Origin of the sequence: Saliniradius amylolyticus (genome assembly GCF_003143555.1) — a bacterium.
GTDB lineage: Bacteria > Pseudomonadota > Gammaproteobacteria > Enterobacterales > Alteromonadaceae > Saliniradius > Saliniradius amylolyticus.
On the sequence record NZ_CP029347.1, the window covers coordinates 2137960 to 2155485 of the forward strand.

At 51.8% G+C, this 17526-nt stretch carries 14 protein-coding genes, 2 tRNA genes and 2 rRNA genes; 10 read left to right on the plus strand and 8 right to left on the minus strand.

All coding sequences use genetic code 11. The features are described 5' to 3' along the window. Positions 1–3: 3 nt before the first annotated feature. On the minus strand, positions 4–873 hold the full coding sequence (locus HMF8227_RS09965; RefSeq protein WP_109340042.1) for an MBL fold metallo-hydrolase: 870 nt from the start codon (positions 871–873) through the stop codon (positions 4–6). A gap of 115 nt (positions 874–988) precedes the next feature. On the opposite strand from HMF8227_RS09965, the gene HMF8227_RS09970 reads away from it, so the two are divergent. The 9 genes from HMF8227_RS09970 to HMF8227_RS10010 all read left to right on the plus strand — a co-directional run bounded on the left by HMF8227_RS09970 (position 989) and on the right by HMF8227_RS10010 (position 8486). Continuing rightward, positions 989–1756: a sulfite exporter TauE/SafE family protein gene (locus HMF8227_RS09970; RefSeq protein WP_109340043.1), complete on the plus strand. Its 768-nt coding sequence runs from the start codon at positions 989–991 to the stop codon at positions 1754–1756. After that, complete coding sequence (locus HMF8227_RS09975; RefSeq protein WP_239421258.1) at positions 1753–2136, plus strand: rhodanese-like domain-containing protein; 384 nt, start codon at positions 1753–1755, stop codon at positions 2134–2136. The genes HMF8227_RS09970 and HMF8227_RS09975 overlap by 4 nt, the downstream gene beginning before the upstream one ends. A 132-nt stretch (positions 2137–2268) precedes the next feature. Then, on the plus strand, positions 2269–4791 hold the full coding sequence (locus tag HMF8227_RS09980) for an efflux RND transporter permease subunit (RefSeq protein WP_109340044.1): 2523 nt from the start codon (positions 2269–2271) through the stop codon (positions 4789–4791). Between the two features lie 10 nt (positions 4792–4801). Further along, on the plus strand, positions 4802–5596 hold the full coding sequence (locus HMF8227_RS09985; protein ID WP_109340045.1) for an outer membrane lipoprotein-sorting protein: 795 nt from the start codon (positions 4802–4804) through the stop codon (positions 5594–5596). After that, on the plus strand, positions 5596–6891 hold the full coding sequence (locus HMF8227_RS09990) for a hypothetical protein (protein WP_109340046.1): 1296 nt from the start codon (positions 5596–5598) through the stop codon (positions 6889–6891). Before HMF8227_RS09985 ends, HMF8227_RS09990 begins: the two co-directional genes overlap by 1 nt. A gap of 12 nt (positions 6892–6903) precedes the next feature. Further along, on the plus strand, positions 6904–7119 hold the full coding sequence (locus tag HMF8227_RS09995; RefSeq protein ID WP_109340047.1) for a YgaP family membrane protein: 216 nt from the start codon (positions 6904–6906) through the stop codon (positions 7117–7119). An 11-nt stretch (positions 7120–7130) separates the two neighbouring features. Beyond that, entirely contained in the window at positions 7131–7439 is a 309-nt protein-coding gene (locus HMF8227_RS10000) for an ArsR/SmtB family transcription factor (protein ID WP_109340048.1), read from the plus strand. Between the two features lie 74 nt (positions 7440–7513). Beyond that, on the plus strand, positions 7514–7885 hold the full coding sequence (locus HMF8227_RS10005) for a VOC family protein (protein ID WP_204101049.1): 372 nt from the start codon (positions 7514–7516) through the stop codon (positions 7883–7885). 109 nt (positions 7886–7994) lie between these two features. Further along, positions 7995–8486: a DUF2165 domain-containing protein gene (locus HMF8227_RS10010; protein WP_109340050.1), complete on the plus strand. Its 492-nt coding sequence runs from the start codon at positions 7995–7997 to the stop codon at positions 8484–8486. Positions 8487–8546: 60 nt separating this feature from the next. Here the strand turns inward: HMF8227_RS10010 and HMF8227_RS10015 are convergent, their stop codons facing one another. From HMF8227_RS10015 to HMF8227_RS10025, 3 genes are all read right to left on the minus strand, one after another. Then, positions 8547–10109, minus strand: coding sequence for a methyl-accepting chemotaxis protein (locus HMF8227_RS10015; protein ID WP_109340051.1), 1563 nt, complete (start codon positions 10107–10109; stop codon positions 8547–8549). A gap of 2 nt (positions 10110–10111) precedes the next feature. Further along, positions 10112–10645 (minus strand): SCO family protein, encoded by a 534-nt coding sequence (locus HMF8227_RS10020; RefSeq protein ID WP_109340052.1) that lies wholly within the window; start codon positions 10643–10645, stop codon positions 10112–10114. Between the two features lie 165 nt (positions 10646–10810). Further along, positions 10811–11227, minus strand: a complete 417-nt coding sequence (locus tag HMF8227_RS10025) for an acyl-CoA thioesterase (RefSeq protein ID WP_109340053.1) — start codon at positions 11225–11227, stop codon at positions 10811–10813. Positions 11228–11295: 68 nt separating this feature from the next. Here HMF8227_RS10025 and HMF8227_RS10030 point away from each other — a divergent pair, with 68 nt between their 5' ends. Beyond that, entirely contained in the window at positions 11296–13392 is a 2097-nt protein-coding gene (locus tag HMF8227_RS10030; RefSeq protein WP_109340054.1) for a tRNA(Met) cytidine acetyltransferase TmcA, read from the plus strand. Positions 13393–13764: 372 nt separating this feature from the next. On the opposite strand, the gene rrf is transcribed toward HMF8227_RS10030, so the two are convergent. The 4 genes from rrf to HMF8227_RS10050 all read right to left on the minus strand — a co-directional run bounded on the left by rrf (position 13765) and on the right by HMF8227_RS10050 (position 17322). After that, positions 13765–13880, minus strand: a 5S ribosomal RNA gene (gene rrf / locus HMF8227_RS10035). 108 nt (positions 13881–13988) lie between these two features. Continuing rightward, positions 13989–16870 (minus strand): 23S ribosomal RNA (locus HMF8227_RS10040). Between the two features lie 188 nt (positions 16871–17058). Next, positions 17059–17134 (minus strand) — tRNA-Ala (locus HMF8227_RS10045). Positions 17135–17245: 111 nt separating this feature from the next. Further along, positions 17246–17322 (minus strand) — tRNA-Ile (locus HMF8227_RS10050). Positions 17323–17526: the final 204 nt, after the last annotated feature.

The window sequence follows — 17526 nt, forward strand, 5'->3', positions numbered from 1 at the left end:
CGTCTATGTACAGCCCAAATGATTCAGCGGTACTTTCAGGTAGCGAACACCATTACTCTCGGGTTCAGGCAACAGTCCGGCGCGAATGTTGACCTGAATGCTGGGTACAATCAACCTTGGCATAGCCAGCGTGGCATCCCGTGCCTCGCGCTTCTCCACAAAAGCAGCCTCGCTGGTATCCGCGTTCACATGAATATTGTTGGCCTTATGCTCGGCGACAGTGGCCATGTAACGAAGCTCTCGCCCTTCTGGCTTATAATCATGACAGGCCCAGATTTTTATCTCGTCCCCCAGCGCGTAGAGCTTTTGAATAGACTGATACAGCAGCGACGCGCTACCCCCCGGGAAGTCACAGCGAGCCGTCCCCGCATCGGGCATAAACAGAGTGTCACCCACAAACGCATTACCGTCGATCACATAACTGATGCTGTCGTTGGTATGCCCTGGCGTCGCTAAAATTTGCCCCTCCACAGAGCCAAGCGAAAAATGCTCGCCCTCGGCAAAGAGATGATCAAAATCACGACCTGTCACATCCTGCTCTTCACCTAAGTTAAACACTTCACAAAAGGTGCTTTGTACCTGAGTAATGCCACGGCCAATGGCGATAGTGCCCCCCAGTTGCTTCTTTAAATGCTGCGCGGCGGTTAAATGATCGGCGTGAGCATGAGTCTCGAGCACCCATTTTAGGGTCAACCGGTTCTGTCTTAAGTAGGCCACAATAGCATCAATAGAGGTGGTATCGGTGCGACCGGCGGCATAGTCAAAATCGAGCACGGGATCGATCACCGCCGCCTCAGCAGAGCTTGGCTCATGAATCACATAAGTTAAGGTGCCCGTGTCTTCATGATAGAAATGCTGCACATTGATGGTCATGATGCTCTCCTCTATACAGAATCTAACAGTATTGCTTAAAAATCACTCTTGAAATTTAGCAAAACACGAAATAACATACAACCAGTAGTTATAACCTTATTACTTATGGTGGCGTATGCAGCTAGCCCTATTAGCAGGGTCCAGTATCGGCGTGAGTCTGGGCGTGTTCGGCTCAGGGGGCTCAGTGTTAGCCCTACCCGTGCTCGTGTATCTGGCCGGTCAGTCGCCCAAAGAAGCGGTGACCGGGTCGCTGTTTATCGTCACCATTATCAGTATCACCACTTTATTATTCAGTGACAGTCGCCGACAAATTCACTGGCCCAATGCAGTAGCCTTGGGTGTGCCCGGCATTGCTGGTACCTATAGTGGCGCACTGCTGGCCAGCCTGGTATCCGGTGCGGTGCAGCTCGCGGTATTTGCCATTTTAATGCTGGTCTCCAGCAGCCTGATGTGGCGCCAGCAGCCCAAGGCCGCCGAGAATAACCCGGCCGGACTGTGGCTGATGGTAGCGACAGGGTTTTTGGTAGGTATTTTTACCGGCTTTGCCGGTGTTGGCGGCGGCTTTTTGCTGTTACCTGCGCTGGTGATGATCGCTCGATTGGATTTTCTACGAGCCCGAGCCACCAGCTTATTGCTGATCGCGGTCAACGCCAGTGTGGGTTTTATAAAAAATAGCTGGCTGCTCAACCAGCAAGGCTCTACGCTTGACTGGTTAGTATTGATTTCAATTGCAACCCTGGGTGCCCTCGGCGCCCTGATTGGCCAACATTATTCCGCTCGCTGGCCTCAACAGCGACTCCGCAAAGGTTTTGCGGTGTTTCTGATTTTGCTGGCAGGATTGGTGTTCTGGCAAACATTACCCGAGCTTATGGAGGTCTCATGATTAAGTCTGCGCCCGAAATCGTCGCCGATGTGAAAAAGCACATCAACGAAGTCCCGGTTACCACACTGGAACAACAACTGGCCCACGATGTAATGATCATCGATGTGCGCGAGCCTGGTGAGTACGAGCAGGGGTTTGTGCCCGGCGCTGTCAACCTACCCAGAGGCGTTCTGGAAATGAAAATCGCCTCCCTGGCCGAAGGTGCCGAGGCGCCGCTGGATGAATTGGCCCAGAAAGACATTTACCTATACTGTCGCAGTGGAGCCCGCTCGGCGCTGGCCGCCGAGTCACTGCAGCGGATGGGCTTTAACAAAGTCTACTCGGTTGACGGCGGATTTGAGGCCTGGAAGAAAGCCGAGCTGAAAGTCGAACATCCCTAAAAATACCAGCAGGCTGTCACTCAATTTAAACATCATAAAGTTTAGATTTTTGCGAAATACAGGGTGACAGCCTATTTTTTTACATCTATATTTCGTAAATATCTAAATTAGAATTTAATGAAGAGGAGCAACATGGGTCAGCCATTGTTTCGTTTCGCCACGTCACACCGACGGCTTGTTTACTGGGCTCTTGGTCTGGTTACGGCGATCTTTGTGGCTTTATTGCCGCAAATACAAATCGATACCGATCCGGAAAACATGCTCCCTGCTGATAACACTCAGCGGGTATTCCACAATGCAGTCAAACAGCGTTTTTCCATGCACGACACCATTGTGGTGGGTGTAGTGAATGAAAAGGGCGTCTACAATCCTCAAACATTGGGCGCTTTGCACGCCCTGACTGAGTATGCCGAGGGTATTGAGGGCGTGATTGAGGCGGACCTGATGTCGCTGGCCAATGTGGATAACATCACCCAGGAGGACCCGGGCACCATTCGCTTTGAATGGATGATGAAAACACCACCAAAAGACAACGCCGCCGCCGAGCGTATTCGCAAGCAGGCAGAAAACCTGCCCTTACTGTATAACACTCTGGTTTCGGAAGATCGCAAAGCCGCCGCGCTCTATGTCCCTATTAAAGATAAGAACCAGAGCTACGCCATTGCCCGAGAGCTGAAAAGCCATATCGATGCGCTGGATTCCAGCGACGACTGGCATATCACGGGTTTGCCGGTGGCCGAAGATCGTTTCGGCTATGAGATGTTTGTACAGATGGGTATCTCGGCACCCTTAGCCGGACTGACCATCTTTGTGTTGCTGTTTGTGTTTTTCCGCAATATTCCCTTTATTGTGCCAGCCATGATCGTGGCCATGAGTACAGTGCTCATCACCATGGGGTTGCTGATCGGGATGGGTTTTACGGTGCATATCATGTCCTCCATGATCGCCATTTTCCTGATGCCCATCGCCGTGGTCGACTCGGTGCATATTCTGTCGGAATTTGCCGACCGTTTTAAACCCGGTGACGACGCCAAGGCTGTCATTGGCGAAGTCATGGGTCATCTGTTTACCCCCATGTTATTTACCTCAGTCACCTCTACGGTGGGTTTTCTATCCCTGATGATCACCCCAATCCCTCCGGTGCAGATCTTCGGCGCCTTTGTCGGCTTTGGTATTCTGTTGGCGTTTTTAATAACGGTAACCTTTGTTCCGGCTTACTTATGCGGACTCAGTGATAAAACCCTGACCCGACTGACTCAGAAGCTCCCCGATGAGAGCCAGTCAAAACTCGCCCCCGCCCTGGTTAAACTAGGGCATTTGGCCGGCAGTCATGCCAGGCTCTGGGTGATGGGTTTTGTGGTTATCCTTGCTGTATCGGTGTGGGGCATCAGCCAGATTCAGATCAACGACAACCCAGTGCGCTGGTTTAAATCCGACCACGAGCTGCGCATTGCCGACCGAGTGTTGAATGACCACTTCGCTGGGACCTACAACGCCTATCTGGTCCTGGAAAACACTCAAGGTGATAACCAGGACAAGGTCACAGCCGCTATTGAAAAAAAAGCGCAAAATAAAGCACTGAGCGAAGACACCGCCGACTGGCTGAAAGGCCGCGCCAGTGCCGACAGCGACATCAATGACCATATCATGGCCATTGATGATAAAAGCTTTGAGGTGAGCTTTGACGAAGCCGATGTACTGAGCGAGTTACTGCTTAAACTGGAGCGTATTAACAGCCAGTCAAAGGCCTTCTTACAACCCGAGGTGCTGAGCTACATCAGCGACTTGGAACAACACCTTAAACAGACTGGCCTGGTGGGTAAGTCCAATTCTCTGGCCGATGTGGTCAAAACCGTCAATCGCGAGCTTCGCTCCGGTGAAGAGAAGGATTATCAGCTCCCTGCCAATGCCAATGGCGTGGCACAAACCCTGTTGCAGTACCAATCCTCACACCGGCCGCAGGACTTATGGCACTTTGTAACACCAGACTATCAGAGCGCGTTAGTCTGGCTGCAACTGACCAGTGGCGATAATCAGCATATGACGGCGGTTGTGGATGCAGTCGATCAATACACCACTGAACACCCGCTGCCAAAGGGACTTGAGCTGAACTGGGCCGGTAAGGCGTATCTGAATGTGGTCTGGCAGCAGCAGATGGTGGAAGGCATGCTCGACAGCCTCACCAGCGCCTTTGTCATTGTGCTGATCATGATGGTTCTGCTCTTCCGCTCGCTGCTGTTTGGCATTCTGGCCATGCTGCCCCTGACCTTAACCATTACCCTGATTTACGGTCTGATCGGCTGGGTCGGCAAAGACTACGACATGCCCATTGCGGTGCTCTCGGCACTGACCCTTGGGCTGTCGGTGGATTTTGCTATTCACTTTATCGAGCGGTTCCGCGCCACGTTGAGCCAGCAACAAGAATGGTCAGCTACCATCAAGCTCATGTTTCAGGAGCCGGCCCGCGCTATCTCGCGAAATGCCATTGTGATTGCCATGGGCTTTACCCCATTGCTGTTTGCGCCGCTGGTGCCTTACATCACCGTGGGCGTGTTTTTGGCCAGCATCATGGCGATCTCAGCCATTGTGACGCTGGTGATGCTGCCTTCGGTCATGTCACTTTTCAAAAACCACCTGGTTCGTACAGCCCGCTAAGGAGACGACGATGAAACCCTTACTGATGATTTTACCTCTGCTACTGACCACAGCCGCCGTGGCTCAGCAAACGCCTGAACCTAAAGCGATTATTGAACAGGCCGAATTAGCCTCCTATTACGCTGGCGATGATGGCCGCAGCGCGGCCCGAATGCTGATCACCGACGCTCAGGGCCGTAAGCAAATGCGCCAGTTTATTATCCTGCGTAAGGACCGCGAAGACGGCGGCGCTCAGGATATGATGGTGTTTTTCTCTCGTCCCTCTGACGTTCGCGGCACCGTTTTCCGGGTGGTAAAGCACGATGATCGCGACGACGACCGCTGGCTGTATCTGCCCGGACTGGATCTGGTCAAACGCATTTCCGCCGGGGATAAGCGCACCTCGTTTGTGGGCTCGCACTTTTTCTATGAAGATGTTTCCGGCCGTAACCCGGATCTGGACACCTTCCGTTTGCTGGAAGAAACCGACGATCATTACCGGCTGGAGGGCTCGCCTAAAAAACCGGAGGATGTGGAGTTTACCCGCTATGAGGTCACCATTGCCAAAGACTCCATGCTGCCAGTAAAAATCGAGTTTTTCGACGGCAAGGAGCAGCCCTACCGCCGCGTCGAAGCACTTGAGACAGACACCATCGATGGCCACCCTACTGTCACCCATTCCCGGGTACAGGACCTGCGTAACGGCGGCGAGACCCAGATGCAGTTTCGCTTTATCAGCTATGACCTTGGTTTACCGGATGACATCTTCTCCGAGCGCAGCCTCCGTAACCCGCCCCGTGAATGGCTGAATCTGAGGGACGACTGATGCGGACGCTGTTACTGATGGCCGCCTGCCTGACGGTCCTATCGGCACCGGCTCAGGAAACCGATGAATGGGGCGGTGATGATTGGGATGATGGTCAGTGGGACAGCGGCTGGGATACCGAATCCAGCAGTGGCCCGCTGGTGACCGGCTTTGCCGAACTCGGGCTGGGTACACGACTGGAATCCAGCCCCTATCATGACCGCTTGACCCTTGGCGATGCACGCTTGCGCCTGGAGACAGAGCACTACTGGGATGGTGTGACCTTTGATATAAAGGCCGACGGGCTGTATGACGCGGCTCTGTCAAAGTGGCAGGGCGAGGTACGCGAGCTGTCGGCGCAGTTTCAAATCAGCGAGGATATCGACGCCAAGGTGGGCCGTCAGATCCTGACCTGGGGCACCGGAGATTTCCTGTTTCTGAATGACTTTTTTCCCAAAGACTGGCAGTCATTTTTCAGTGGTCGCGACGATGAGTATTTGAAAGCACCGTCCGATGCGGCCAAGCTGTCATTTTACGGCGACTGGCTGAACCTGAACCTGGTGTGGACGCCCGAGTTTGACCCGGATAACGCCATCACCGGCGAGCGCTTCAGTTTTTTTAATCCCTGGGCGGGACAGATCATTGCGCCCCCATCGGGCATCAATGCCGTATCGCAAAACGGTGATGAATGGGCGCTCAGGGCTTATAAAACGGTCAATGGCATTGAGCTTGCCGCCTATGGCTATTGGGGCTATCAGAAAAGCCCGGAGGCGGTAGACAGCTTGACCGGCCGCCCCTACCACAGTCGCCTGCGAAGCCTTGGCGCCTCAATCCGCCTGCCTCTGGGCGAGGGCCTGTTTAACGCCGAAATCGCCCAGCATGACTCGTTGGCCGACAGCGACGGGGTTAATCCGACCATCCCCAACAGTCAGTTTCGCGCCCTGCTGGGTTACGAGCAGGAAATCATCACCCGCTTAACCGGCAGTGTGCAGTTGTATCTGGAGCATAACCAGGATCACGGCAAGGCACTGGCGACTTCCCCGTTCCCACAGTGGGAGGACGCCCAAAACCGCACCCTGGTGACAACCCGGCTTACGTGGCGCAACCGTACCGACGACATCACCCTGTCGCTGTTTGGCTTTTACTCACCCAGTGACGACGATGGCCACCTGCGCCCCCGAGTGGAGTACCGTCTAAACGACCAGTGGCAGTTCAGCACTGGCATGAACCTGTTTTTCCGTGACCAAAGCCACAGCTTCTTTGGTCAGTTCCACCACAACGACAATGCGTACCTGCGGGTTCGCTACAACTTCTAGGAGTACCAAAACATGAGTGCAGAACGAGCTCTGACTGCCTTCGCCGGCTTTATGGTGTTATTATCCGTGGCCTTAACCGTCTGGGTCCATCCCGGCTTTGTCTGGTTTACCGTGTTTATTGGTGCCAACTTGTTTCAGCAATCCTTTACCGGATTCTGTCCGGCGACCATCGTCATGCGTAAACTGTTTGGGTTGAAAACTGAAGCCGAAATTGCCCGCGGCCAGTAAGTAGTGAGGTTATGATGATGTCGATGGAATTATTCAAAGAACAACAAGCGGCTCAGGCAGCGGGCTTTTTACGCTCTTTAGGGAACCCCCATCGACTGATGATCATCTGCCATCTGGTGGGCAAGGAGCTGAGTGTGGGCGAGTTACATCAGCACTTTGACCTGTCCGCCTCGGCCTTTTCCCAGCACCTGGCGGTGCTGAGAAAAGAAGGTCTGGTCAAAACCCGCAAAGACGCCCAGACCATTTATTACTCCATCGCCGATCCCGATACCGAAAAATTTCTGGCGCTGTTAAAAGATAAGTTTTGCCCCGATTATTAGAAGGGTGAAAACCTGCCCCTGGTCAAAAACCAGACTATATTCAACGCTCATTTTCCTAAAACGAGAACGACATCATGAAGCCGAACCCTGTGGGCTGGTTTGAAATCCCTTGTCTGGATATAGAACGCGCCAAACTGTTTTATCACAACGCTTTTGACGCGGAATTTGAGCAGCTGGAAATGGGCCCCTGCCAGATGGCGATGTTTCCCTATGACCATGACAAACCTCAGTGCACCGGCGCTCTGGTGCAGGGTCCTGACTATGAGCCTAACCACAAGGGCGTACTGATTTACTTTGTCTGCGATGAAGTGACCGCGCAGCTAACCCGCATCAACAGTGCCGGTGGCCGTACCCTGGAAGAAAAAATGAGTATTGGCGAGCATGGCTTTATCGGCCTGTTTGAAGATTCAGAAGGCAACCGACTGGGCCTGCATTCCATGAAATGACAAAAGGAATCTGAGTCGACAACGCCCGGTTTGTTCCTATAATCAAAGACTTCAGAGAATACCTGAGTGCCTTTTACTGGCCAGGAAAATATGAATAAGGAGTCCTACCATGGCCATTCGACTGTTAAAAATACTGCTGGTTATCTTTGTCGGTCTGCAAGGCTGGTTCTATGTCGCGGGAAACATCGCTAACTGGGACTCAGGCATAGGTGCCATTGGCTATGTCCTCAGCATGCAAGGCAACGAGGTTTACCCCAACCCCATATTTCCCGCTATAACCAGTGACATTGGTGTCACCATTGCCTTTCTGATTATCTTAACCGGTGAGTTCCTGGTCGGTGCTCTTTCACTCAAAGGCGCGTGGGATTTGTGGCAAGTTCGCCACTTAGATGGAGAAGCGTTTAATAATGCCAAGACCTTCGCAACCCTGGGAGCTGGCATGGGTGTGCTGGTCTGGTTTGGTGGTTTTGTCGTAATTGGCGGTGCGTTATTTCAGATGTGGCAAACCCAAATTGGCTCAGGCTCTTTTGAAGGCGCCTTCATCTATGCCTTGACCAGCGGTTTGGTGCTACTGATTGTTAACCTTTCCGATAATGGATAGCCCGGTGTCGATTGGTGTCGTCCCTGCAGGATAAACAGCGACACCAACCGACTCTGCGACTCAATAGTTGTAATGTGCCATCCGAGCTTCAATCCCCTCAACGAGCTTGGCCAGCTGACTGGCATTGTCGGTTCCCTTTTTGGCATCGTTCAGAAACTCATTAGCAAAATCATCAATGGTCGTGGTGTTTCTGTTGATATCCTCGGATACGGAGGTCTGCTGTTCAGCCGCAGTGGCAATCTGAGCCGCCATATCGTTAATTGCCTTGATGCTCTGGGCAATGTTATCAAACAGCTCTGAGACTGATGTCGCCTCTTCAACACTGCTTCCTGTCAGCCCTTGGCAGTGCTCCATATTGGCAACAGCACTGTTGGTCGCCTGCTCGAAAGACCGGATCATAGCGTTGATTTCTTCCGTTGAATCATGGGTACGCTGAGATAACACTCGCACCTCATCGGCTACTACCGCAAACCCTCGCCCCTGCTCCCCTGCTCTGGCAGCCTCAATAGCGGCGTTAAGCGCCAGTAAGTTGGTTTGTTCTGAAATGCCACGAATAGTCGCCACAATCCCCTGGATCTTGCTACTGTTCTGGGCCAATTCACTAATGGTCGATGACGATTCATCCACCTTATCCGCCAATTCCTTAATGGATTGTTGAAAAGAGACGGTCATACCACGCCCGGTTTGAGTTTTCCCTGCCACATCATCAATGGCGGAAGCCGTTTCCTGAGTATTACGTGATATTTCTTCTGTGGAGGCAGACATCTGGTGAATGGCCGTGGCCAATTGAGTTACCTGCTCCTGTTGCTCACTGGCATGTTGGTAACGTTTGGACGCCGACGCCTTATCCTTGACCGATCGATCACGCAACGTTTCAACCATCGCGTGGGTCTCAGCCATGAACGTCCTTAGACGCTCAAAGAATTGACGGCTTTGCTCACTGAGCTCAGATTGCGCCTTTCTGTCTATTTCAACATCCAGATTACCTTCAGAGGCCTGCTCTAATGCCAGTTGAACACTATTGGACTCGATGAACTTGGTATTACCATCAAGAATATAATAGCCAGCGATCACCGCACCAAGCACAGCAATAACAACGTGGTAAATCAGGGGGGCGACGAGTCCCAGTTCCGTCTCCTGTCCCCAGGAGAAAATAGCCAGCGGCGTGCCTGCAATATCAAGCCCTACACTCTGGCAATAGGTAAACACCGCATGATGCACCACCGTAAGGCCAACCAACAGTACCAGTGGCAATACATCCCGGTATCGAATCAAGATGGTAAAGTTCAGAAAGAACAGGAAGTGCCCTTCGCCCAGCCCGTTGGACTGTTGAATTGATATGGCCATCATGGCCGTGAGGGCGGTTGCCATGATCAAACGACTCAGCAGAGTGCCTTTCATGGTCTTATAAGCCAGAAAAGACAAAGCGCAGACCAAACCGCCGCCGATTATGCCAAGTTTAAAATAACCGTGATGCAGCGACGTCAGAAAGGCCACAATGAAGCCGTACGCCAGTATTGTAAAAAGTACGACTTTGTCAGCGTCCTCAAAGTCACGCTCAAACCGAGCCTTCAGTCTATCGCTCAAGGATGTATCGTAGTAGACCCACAGATTTTTTAGCATGGTCAACTCTCCTGACGTAATTCATTGATTAAACCATCGGCCGTCAACCCCTGAGGATTAATGGCATAGTCGACCCACCAACGACCATTTCGTTTTTCAAGCAAGTAGGTTCGTCCACGGTGATTGATTTGCTCTCCCTTTTGAGAAATATTCAGTCCGAACAACTGGCTGAGTTTGGCCAGCTCCTGCTCATTAGCATGATAGCCAATAAATCGCTCATCAAACTGTTTTGCGTAACGCTCTGCCAGACGTTGATTACTATTGGCATCAATATCGACAAAAATGACAGCGGGCGTCGGTGTGTCCGGCTTCGTCTTCTGTAATGCCAACACCTTTCTCAAAACGGCAAGTGACGTGGGACAGACGTCTTTACACCCTGTAAAACCAAAAAATACGATTGCATGGCGACGGTCTATGTCATTGAGCATCTCATGAGAAACCGCGTTTTGCGACTGCATTGGCAACAGAGGAATGGAAAAGATAATACCCACCAGTACCGCTAATACCGTCAGGCCTAATAAATTTCGAAGTAACAAAGAATATCAATCGTTGATTAGCTCGGAGTTATTATAGTGTTATCCCCTCACTTCAGATCAGTTTTTTACGGAAAATGTAGCTTCTATCGCTGTCCAAAACACGCCCTTAAACCCGATAAAAAAGGTCTGCCGCAAAGGCAGACCTGACAAGCTATGAGCCAGCGTTCAATCAGCCATATTCAGTCGCTGAATTTCTTCCTCAGTTTGCTTTTGCAGTTCTTCCAGTGTTTTGCCGTGCGGCATGGGCTCTTTGGTATCGGGGTTAACGCGCACAAAGACAATATCATCGGCAAAGCAAATGGTCTTCTTAGTGGCCTTATTGCGCACCAGACAAGAGACGGTAATAGAGGTACGTCCGACTTTTTTGGTCTCCAGACCAAACTCCACCACATCACCTGACAGGGCTGGGCTCTCAAAGCTGATTTCGCCGATATGTTTGGTCACCAAGTAGTTGGTTTCAAGTTGGCAGATGGCGTAAATGGCGGATTCTTCATCAATCCATTCCAAAGCACGACCACCAAACAGAGCGTTCGCATAGTTCAAGTCATTGGGCATCACCAAACGGCGGGATAAAAAGCGCATTCGTATTCCTCGTTGCTTTTCAATACACTACCGCCATTATACAACCTCTGACACTGACGATCTGGAAAATGCAGACAAGTTTTAACGACTGGCTGGCACAGCGCCGAAAAACTGCACAACGACACCGGCAGTTGCTGGTTATCTCAGGGCCACAGGACTGGGCCGAAGAGCAGGCGCGGCGGCTTACCCAGAGAGAGCCTGCACTGTGGTTTGGCGAAGGTAGTCTTGAGTCTATCGCCATTAGTCAGTACCTTCAGTTTCTTGGTCAGGAGTGTCCTAACTTAGTCTTTAATGCCTACTCCGGTCTTCGTGCCAGTGCCATGATGGCACTGTCGGGCACTATACAGGCTGGCGGCTTGATGGTGTTAGTCTGTCCTCCCCTGGATGACTGGCCGTCCTATCGCGACCCTGAGCTATCCAAGCGGCTGTCTTATGGTTATGAGACAAACTATCGTCAAAGCCGATTTACCCGCTGGTTAACAGAGTGTGTCAGGCAAGATAGTCATGTAGCGTTGCTCACCCCCAGCCAGTTTAGGGGCTGTCCGGTCAGAGCGAGCGCCCCTCTGATGTCTTCTAATGATAAGCAAGCCTCCCCTACTGACGACCAGCGGCAGGTGCTAGCCCAGATTCAAAAGGTGAATTCCAACAAGCGTTCTTGGCCAATTGTTATTACCGCCGATCGAGGAAGAGGCAAGTCTTCTGCACTCGGCATGGCCGCCGCCGAGCTCATGCAATCAAACTCTATTACCATTGGCGTGACCGCCCCGCATCGGAATACTGTCGGGCCGATATTCCGGTTTGCGGCTGAGCGGCTGTCTGGTACGCTGACCGAACTAAAAGACCAGCGTCTCCGGACACAAGATGGTGCCAGCCTGATCTTTTACCCACCCGATGTACTCTTACGTGAGAAGCCTAAACTGGACTGGCTATTTGTGGATGAGGCCGCAGCTTTGCCTGCACCAACACTGATCGGACTGGACAAGGTTTATCAGCGCAAAGCATTCAGCACCACGATTCATGGCTATGAAGGTTCGGGGCGGGGCTTTGAAATACGCTTTAAACCCTATTTGCAAAAACACTATCCTAACTGGCAACACCTCGAACTCGAACAGCCGGTCCGCTGGTTCGAAGGCGATATGCTGGAAGCCTTTTGGTTTAGGGTGATGATGAGTGACTGTCAATCTCTCCAGGCCGCTCCCGGCCAACCGATAGAGATTCGCGAACTGACACAGGCAGAGCTCTTGGCCGAACCGGCTCTGACAGCAGAACTGTTCAACCTGATGGTCGATGCCCATTATCAAACCACACCCGACGACCTGGTTAGACTGATGGATGCCCCCGATGTCAGAGTTTACATCGCACACCGAGGCTATCAAATCTGTGGCGCCTTGCTGATACAGCTAGAAGGCGGCACGGAGCTCGAGAAAATCAGTGACGCAGTAGCATTAGGACAAAGGCGGGTTAACGGTCATCTAACCGCACAAAACCTGGCGGGTTACTCTGTCAACAGGGTTTTAGCAACACAGAATTATTGGCGTGTTGTACGCGTTGCTGTTGATCAGAACCATCGGCGGACAGGCATCGCTACTGCTTTGTTAAAGCAGGCTGAGCAGGATGCCAAACAAGCTCAGGCGAGCGCTCTATCGGTAAGCTTTGGAGCGCAAATCGATTTAGTGCGGTTTTGGCAACATCAGCAATTCCAGCTAGCTCGGTTGGGTTACCGTAGAGACACCGCAAGCGGCGAGCACAACGCTATTATGCTAAAGCCTCTAGACACAGTATCCGAAGCTGCACTGGTGCCTATGCAAAAGCAGTTCCGGCAGGAATTCAGTGCGCTTTTACCCCAAACTTTTAAACATCTGGACGCTGCAGTGGGTCTTAAGCTTTTGCAGTCTTGTTCCTATCCGGCCCCCGACGACTGGGTGTTAAACCAGCTCCGTGCCTTTACCATTCAGTTACGCTCACTGGAAACCATTCTTACAGCAACCAAGCACTACCTGCCACACTGGAAAAAGACGGACGATCCTTTATCTAGGCTTTTATTCCAGTGGAGTTATCAATACTTTGATCTTCAAGAGCTCAGCGCTCAGCATGGCTACACGGGCAGAAAGCAACTTGCCAAAGCTATTCAGGCCAGTCTATCCAAAGAGTTAGAGCACCAATAAATACCCGCCAGAGCCGCTAATCTTCATTAGTATGGCGAATATCTTGGTGTAGAGTGTCTCTCACATGTAGGTGAAGCCCGTCTCGAGACGAGCGACAAATTCTTCCGGAAAGAATTTGAACAGCTTTAGCTGGCCCTTGGGGCGAAGGGCATGGAAGCCCGGAGTAATGCGCGCAGCTCGGCTAGGGCTGAAGCGAGTCAAGGAAGACGAGCTGGAATATCGCCACAGGGATGTGTGACAGATAATAGCCAACTGTAAAAAGCACAACTCTCAACGTTGCGATGGGTTGGGTCTTCCATAAGGCAGCACGTCAGAGCTGCTTAAAGCACAAAACCCCGAGCCTTTCGACTCGGGGTTTTGCTTTAATTAGAAGCCTGGCGGTGTGCTACTCTCACATGGGGAGACCCCACACTACCATCGCCGCTAATACGTTTCACTTCTGAGTTCGGAATGGAATCAGGTGGTTCCGTATTGCTATTGCCGCCAGGCATAAACTGTGAACAATTTGAGCAAGCTGTCTTTAAATCGGTAATCTGTCTGTCTTGGTATTGCTCTGATGCGCGTTACTTACTGTTTTAACGTCACTTGGGCGTTGTATGGTTAAGCCTCACGGGCAATTAGTACGGGTTAGCTCAACGCCTTACAACGCTTACACATCCCGCCTATCAACGTCCTGGTCTTGAACGACCCTTTAGAGAGCTTAAGCTCTAGGGATGACTCATCTCGAGGCTCGCTTCCCGCTTAGATGCTTTCAGCGGTTATCGATTCCGAACGTAGCTACCGGGCAGTGCCATTGGCATGACAACCCGAACACCAGCGGTTCGTCCACTCCGGTCCTCTCGTACTAGGAGCAGCCCCTCTCAATCATCCAGCGCCCACGGCAGATAGGGACCGAACTGTCTCACGACGTTCTAAACCCAGCTCGCGTACCACTTTAAATGGCGAACAGCCATACCCTTGGGACCGACTTCAGCCCCAGGATGTGATGAGCCGACATCGAGGTGCCAAACACCGCCGTCGATATGAACTCTTGGGCGGTATCAGCCTGTTATCCCCGGAGTACCTTTTATCCGTTGAGCGATGGCCCTTCCATACAGAACCACCGGATCACTATGACCTACTTTCGTACCTGCTCGACGTGTCTGTCTCGCAGTTAAGCTGGCTTATGCCATTACACTAACCTCCTGATGTCCGACCAGGATTAGCCAACCTTCGTGCTCCTCCGTTACTCTTTGGGAGGAGACCGCCCCAGTCAAACTACCCACCAGACACTGTCCGCAATCCCGATAAGGGACCAACGTTAGAACATCAAACATACAAGGGTGGTATTTCAAGGTTGGCTCCACATCATCTGGCGACAATGCTTCAAAGCCTCCCACCTATCCTACACATGTAGGTTCAATGTTCAGTGCCAAGCTGTAGTAAAGGTTCACGGGGTCTTTCCGTCTAGCCGCGGGTACACCGCATCTTCACGGCGATTTCAATTTCACTGAGTCTCGGGTGGAGACAGCGTGGCCATGGTTACACCATTCGTGCAGGTCGGAACTTACCCGACAAGGAATTTCGCTACCTTAGGACCGTTATAGTTACGGCCGCCGTTTACCGGGGCTTCGATCAAGAGCTTCGCTTACGCTAACCCCATCAATTAACCTTCCGGCACCGGGCAGGTGTCATACCGTATACGTCCGCTTACGCGTTAGCACAGTACTGTGTTTTTAATAAACAGTCCCAGCCACCTGGTCACTGCGACCGCCATCTGCTTAGGGAGCAAGTCCCATCACAAACAGCGGCGTACCTTCTCCCGAAGTTACGGTACTATTTTGCCGAGTTCCTTCACCCGAGTTCTCTCAAGCGCCTTAGTATTCTCTACCTGACCACCTGTGTCGGTTTGGGGTACGGTTCGTATTATCATATGCTTAGAGGCTTTTCCTGGAAGCGGGGCATCTGTGACTTCAACTCCTTGGAGTCTCGTCTCGTGTCTCGGCCTTAGAATCCCGGATTTGCCTAAGATTCCAGCCTACGCACTTTCACATGGACAACCAACGCCATGCTCACATAGCCTTCTCCGTCCCCCCTTCGCTGATAATACAAGTACGGGAATATTAACCCGTTTCCCATCGACTACGCATTTCTGCCTCGCCTTAGGGGCCGACTTACCCTGCCCTGATTAGCATGGGACAGGAAACCTTGGTCTTCCGGCGTGGGGGTTTTTCACCCCCATTATCGTTACTCATGTCAGCATTCGCACTTGTGATATGTCCAGCACACCTCTCGATGCACCTTCAGCCACTTACACAACGCTCCCCTACCCAGCATGTAAACATGCTGCCGCAGCTTCGGTGACTAGTTTTAGCCCCGTTACATCTTCCGCGCAGGCCGACTCGACTAGTGAGCTATTACGCTTTCTTTAAAGGGTGGCTGCTTCTAAGCCAACCTCCTAGCTGTCTGTGCCTTCCCACATCGTTTCCCACTTAACTAGTACTTGGGGACCTTAGCTGGCGGTCTGGGTTGTTTCCCTCTCCACGACGGACGTTAGCACCCGCCGTGTGTCTCCCGGATAGTACTCTACGGTATTCGGAGTTTGCATGGGGTTGGTAAGTCGGGATGACCCCCTAGCCCAAACAGTGCTCTACCCCCGCAGGTATTCGTCCGAGGCGCTACCTAAATAGCTTTCGGGGAGAACCAGCTATCTCCCGGTTTGATTGGCCTTTCACCCCCAGCCACAAGTCATCCCCATCTTTTTCAACAGATGTGGGTTCGGTCCTCCAGTTGATGTTACTCAACCTTCAACCTGCTCATGGCTAGATCACCGGGTTTCGGGTCTATACCTGGCAACTAGACGCGCAGTTAACACTCGCTTTCGCTACGGCTCCCCTAAACGGTTAACCTTGCTACCAAATATAAGTCGCTGACCCATTATACAAAAGGTACGCAGTCACCTAACAAGTAGGCTCCCACTGATTGTACGTATACGGTTTCAGGTTCTATTTCACTCCCCTCACTGGGGTTCTTTTCGCCTTTCCCTCACGGTACTGGTTCACTATCGGTCAGTTAGGAGTATTTAGCCTTGGAGGATGGTCCCCCCATATTCAGTCAAGATAACACGTGTCCCGACCTACTCGATTTCACTATCAGATTGTTTTAGTGTACGGGGCTGTCACCCTGTATCGCGGCACTTTCCAGAGCCTTCCACTAACGCACTGATAACTTAAGGGCTAATCCCCGTTCGCTCGCCGCTACTAAGGGAATCTCGGTTGATTTCTTTTCCTCGGGGTACTTAGATGTTTCAGTTCTCCCGGTTCGCCTCTCATGCCTATAGATTCAACATGAGATACCTCTAAAGAGGTGGGTTTCCCCATTCGGACATCTGTGGCTAATAATGCATTTTGTCAGCTCACCACAGCTTTTCGCAGACTTACACGTCCTTCATCGCCTCTAACTGCCTAGGCATCCACCGTATACGCTTTGTCACTTAACCATACAACCCCAAATAACGTCAGAATCGTACAGTCAGTAACGCGCTAATCATCAGATAAAGCAATACCAGACGACGTCTAGATTACTTCGCTTGATTGATTTAAATATCAGCTTGCCAAATTGTTAAAGAACATTAAGTCACTTGGACTTATCAATACCGGCTCATCGAACCGCCATTCATAAGTAAAGTGGTGGAGCCAAGCGGGATCGAACCGCTGACCTCCTGCGTGCAAGGCAGGCGCTCTCCCAGCTGAGCTATGGCCCCATTGATAGCGCATATCTCGGTCTCTGGCGCTTCCTCTTTCGTGGTCAAGGATGGGACGGCCGTCGTGTGCTAAGCACATAAGGGCGTTCCTGACGCAGAGCACGGAAGAGGTGGTAGGCTTGGGCAGACTTGAACTGCCGACCTCACCCTTATCAGGGGTGCGCTCTAACCAGCTGAGCTACAAGCCTATTGCTTGGTCTTTGTGGCTCATGCTGCCTTGCTGCGAGATTTGCTTGGTCACAATCAGACGATTGTTCCCGGCGACAAATCCCTCGCGGCGTTGCCTGAACCGCAAATCCGCGGCGCAATACTCGACTCAACTTATTTAAGCGTGTCTTTCTGCACTACTTTGCTCTTTTCTTATGCAACAAAACAATCTGTGTAGGCACTGC

Excerpts from the sequence above, each read along its gene's own strand:
- HMF8227_RS09965 (WP_109340042.1), bottom strand. The coding sequence starts at position 873 with ATGACCATCAATGTGCAGCATTTCTATCATGAAGACACGGGCACCTTA.
- HMF8227_RS09970 (WP_109340043.1), top strand. The coding sequence starts at position 989 with ATGCAGCTAGCCCTATTAGCAGGGTCCAGTATCGGCGTGAGTCTGGGC.
- HMF8227_RS09975 (WP_239421258.1), top strand. The coding sequence starts at position 1,753 with ATGATTAAGTCTGCGCCCGAAATCGTCGCCGATGTGAAAAAGCACATC.
- HMF8227_RS09980 (WP_109340044.1), top strand. The coding sequence starts at position 2,269 with ATGGGTCAGCCATTGTTTCGTTTCGCCACGTCACACCGACGGCTTGTT.
- HMF8227_RS09985 (WP_109340045.1), top strand. The coding sequence starts at position 4,802 with ATGAAACCCTTACTGATGATTTTACCTCTGCTACTGACCACAGCCGCC.
- HMF8227_RS09990 (WP_109340046.1), top strand. The coding sequence starts at position 5,596 with ATGCGGACGCTGTTACTGATGGCCGCCTGCCTGACGGTCCTATCGGCA.
- HMF8227_RS09995 (WP_109340047.1), top strand. The coding sequence starts at position 6,904 with ATGAGTGCAGAACGAGCTCTGACTGCCTTCGCCGGCTTTATGGTGTTA.
- HMF8227_RS10000 (WP_109340048.1), top strand. The coding sequence starts at position 7,131 with ATGATGATGTCGATGGAATTATTCAAAGAACAACAAGCGGCTCAGGCA.
- HMF8227_RS10005 (WP_204101049.1), top strand. The coding sequence starts at position 7,514 with ATGAAGCCGAACCCTGTGGGCTGGTTTGAAATCCCTTGTCTGGATATA.
- HMF8227_RS10010 (WP_109340050.1), top strand. The coding sequence starts at position 7,995 with ATGGCCATTCGACTGTTAAAAATACTGCTGGTTATCTTTGTCGGTCTG.
- HMF8227_RS10015 (WP_109340051.1), bottom strand. The coding sequence starts at position 10,109 with ATGCTAAAAAATCTGTGGGTCTACTACGATACATCCTTGAGCGATAGA.
- HMF8227_RS10025 (WP_109340053.1), bottom strand. The coding sequence starts at position 11,227 with ATGCGCTTTTTATCCCGCCGTTTGGTGATGCCCAATGACTTGAACTAT.
- HMF8227_RS10030 (WP_109340054.1), top strand. The coding sequence starts at position 11,296 with ATGCAGACAAGTTTTAACGACTGGCTGGCACAGCGCCGAAAAACTGCA.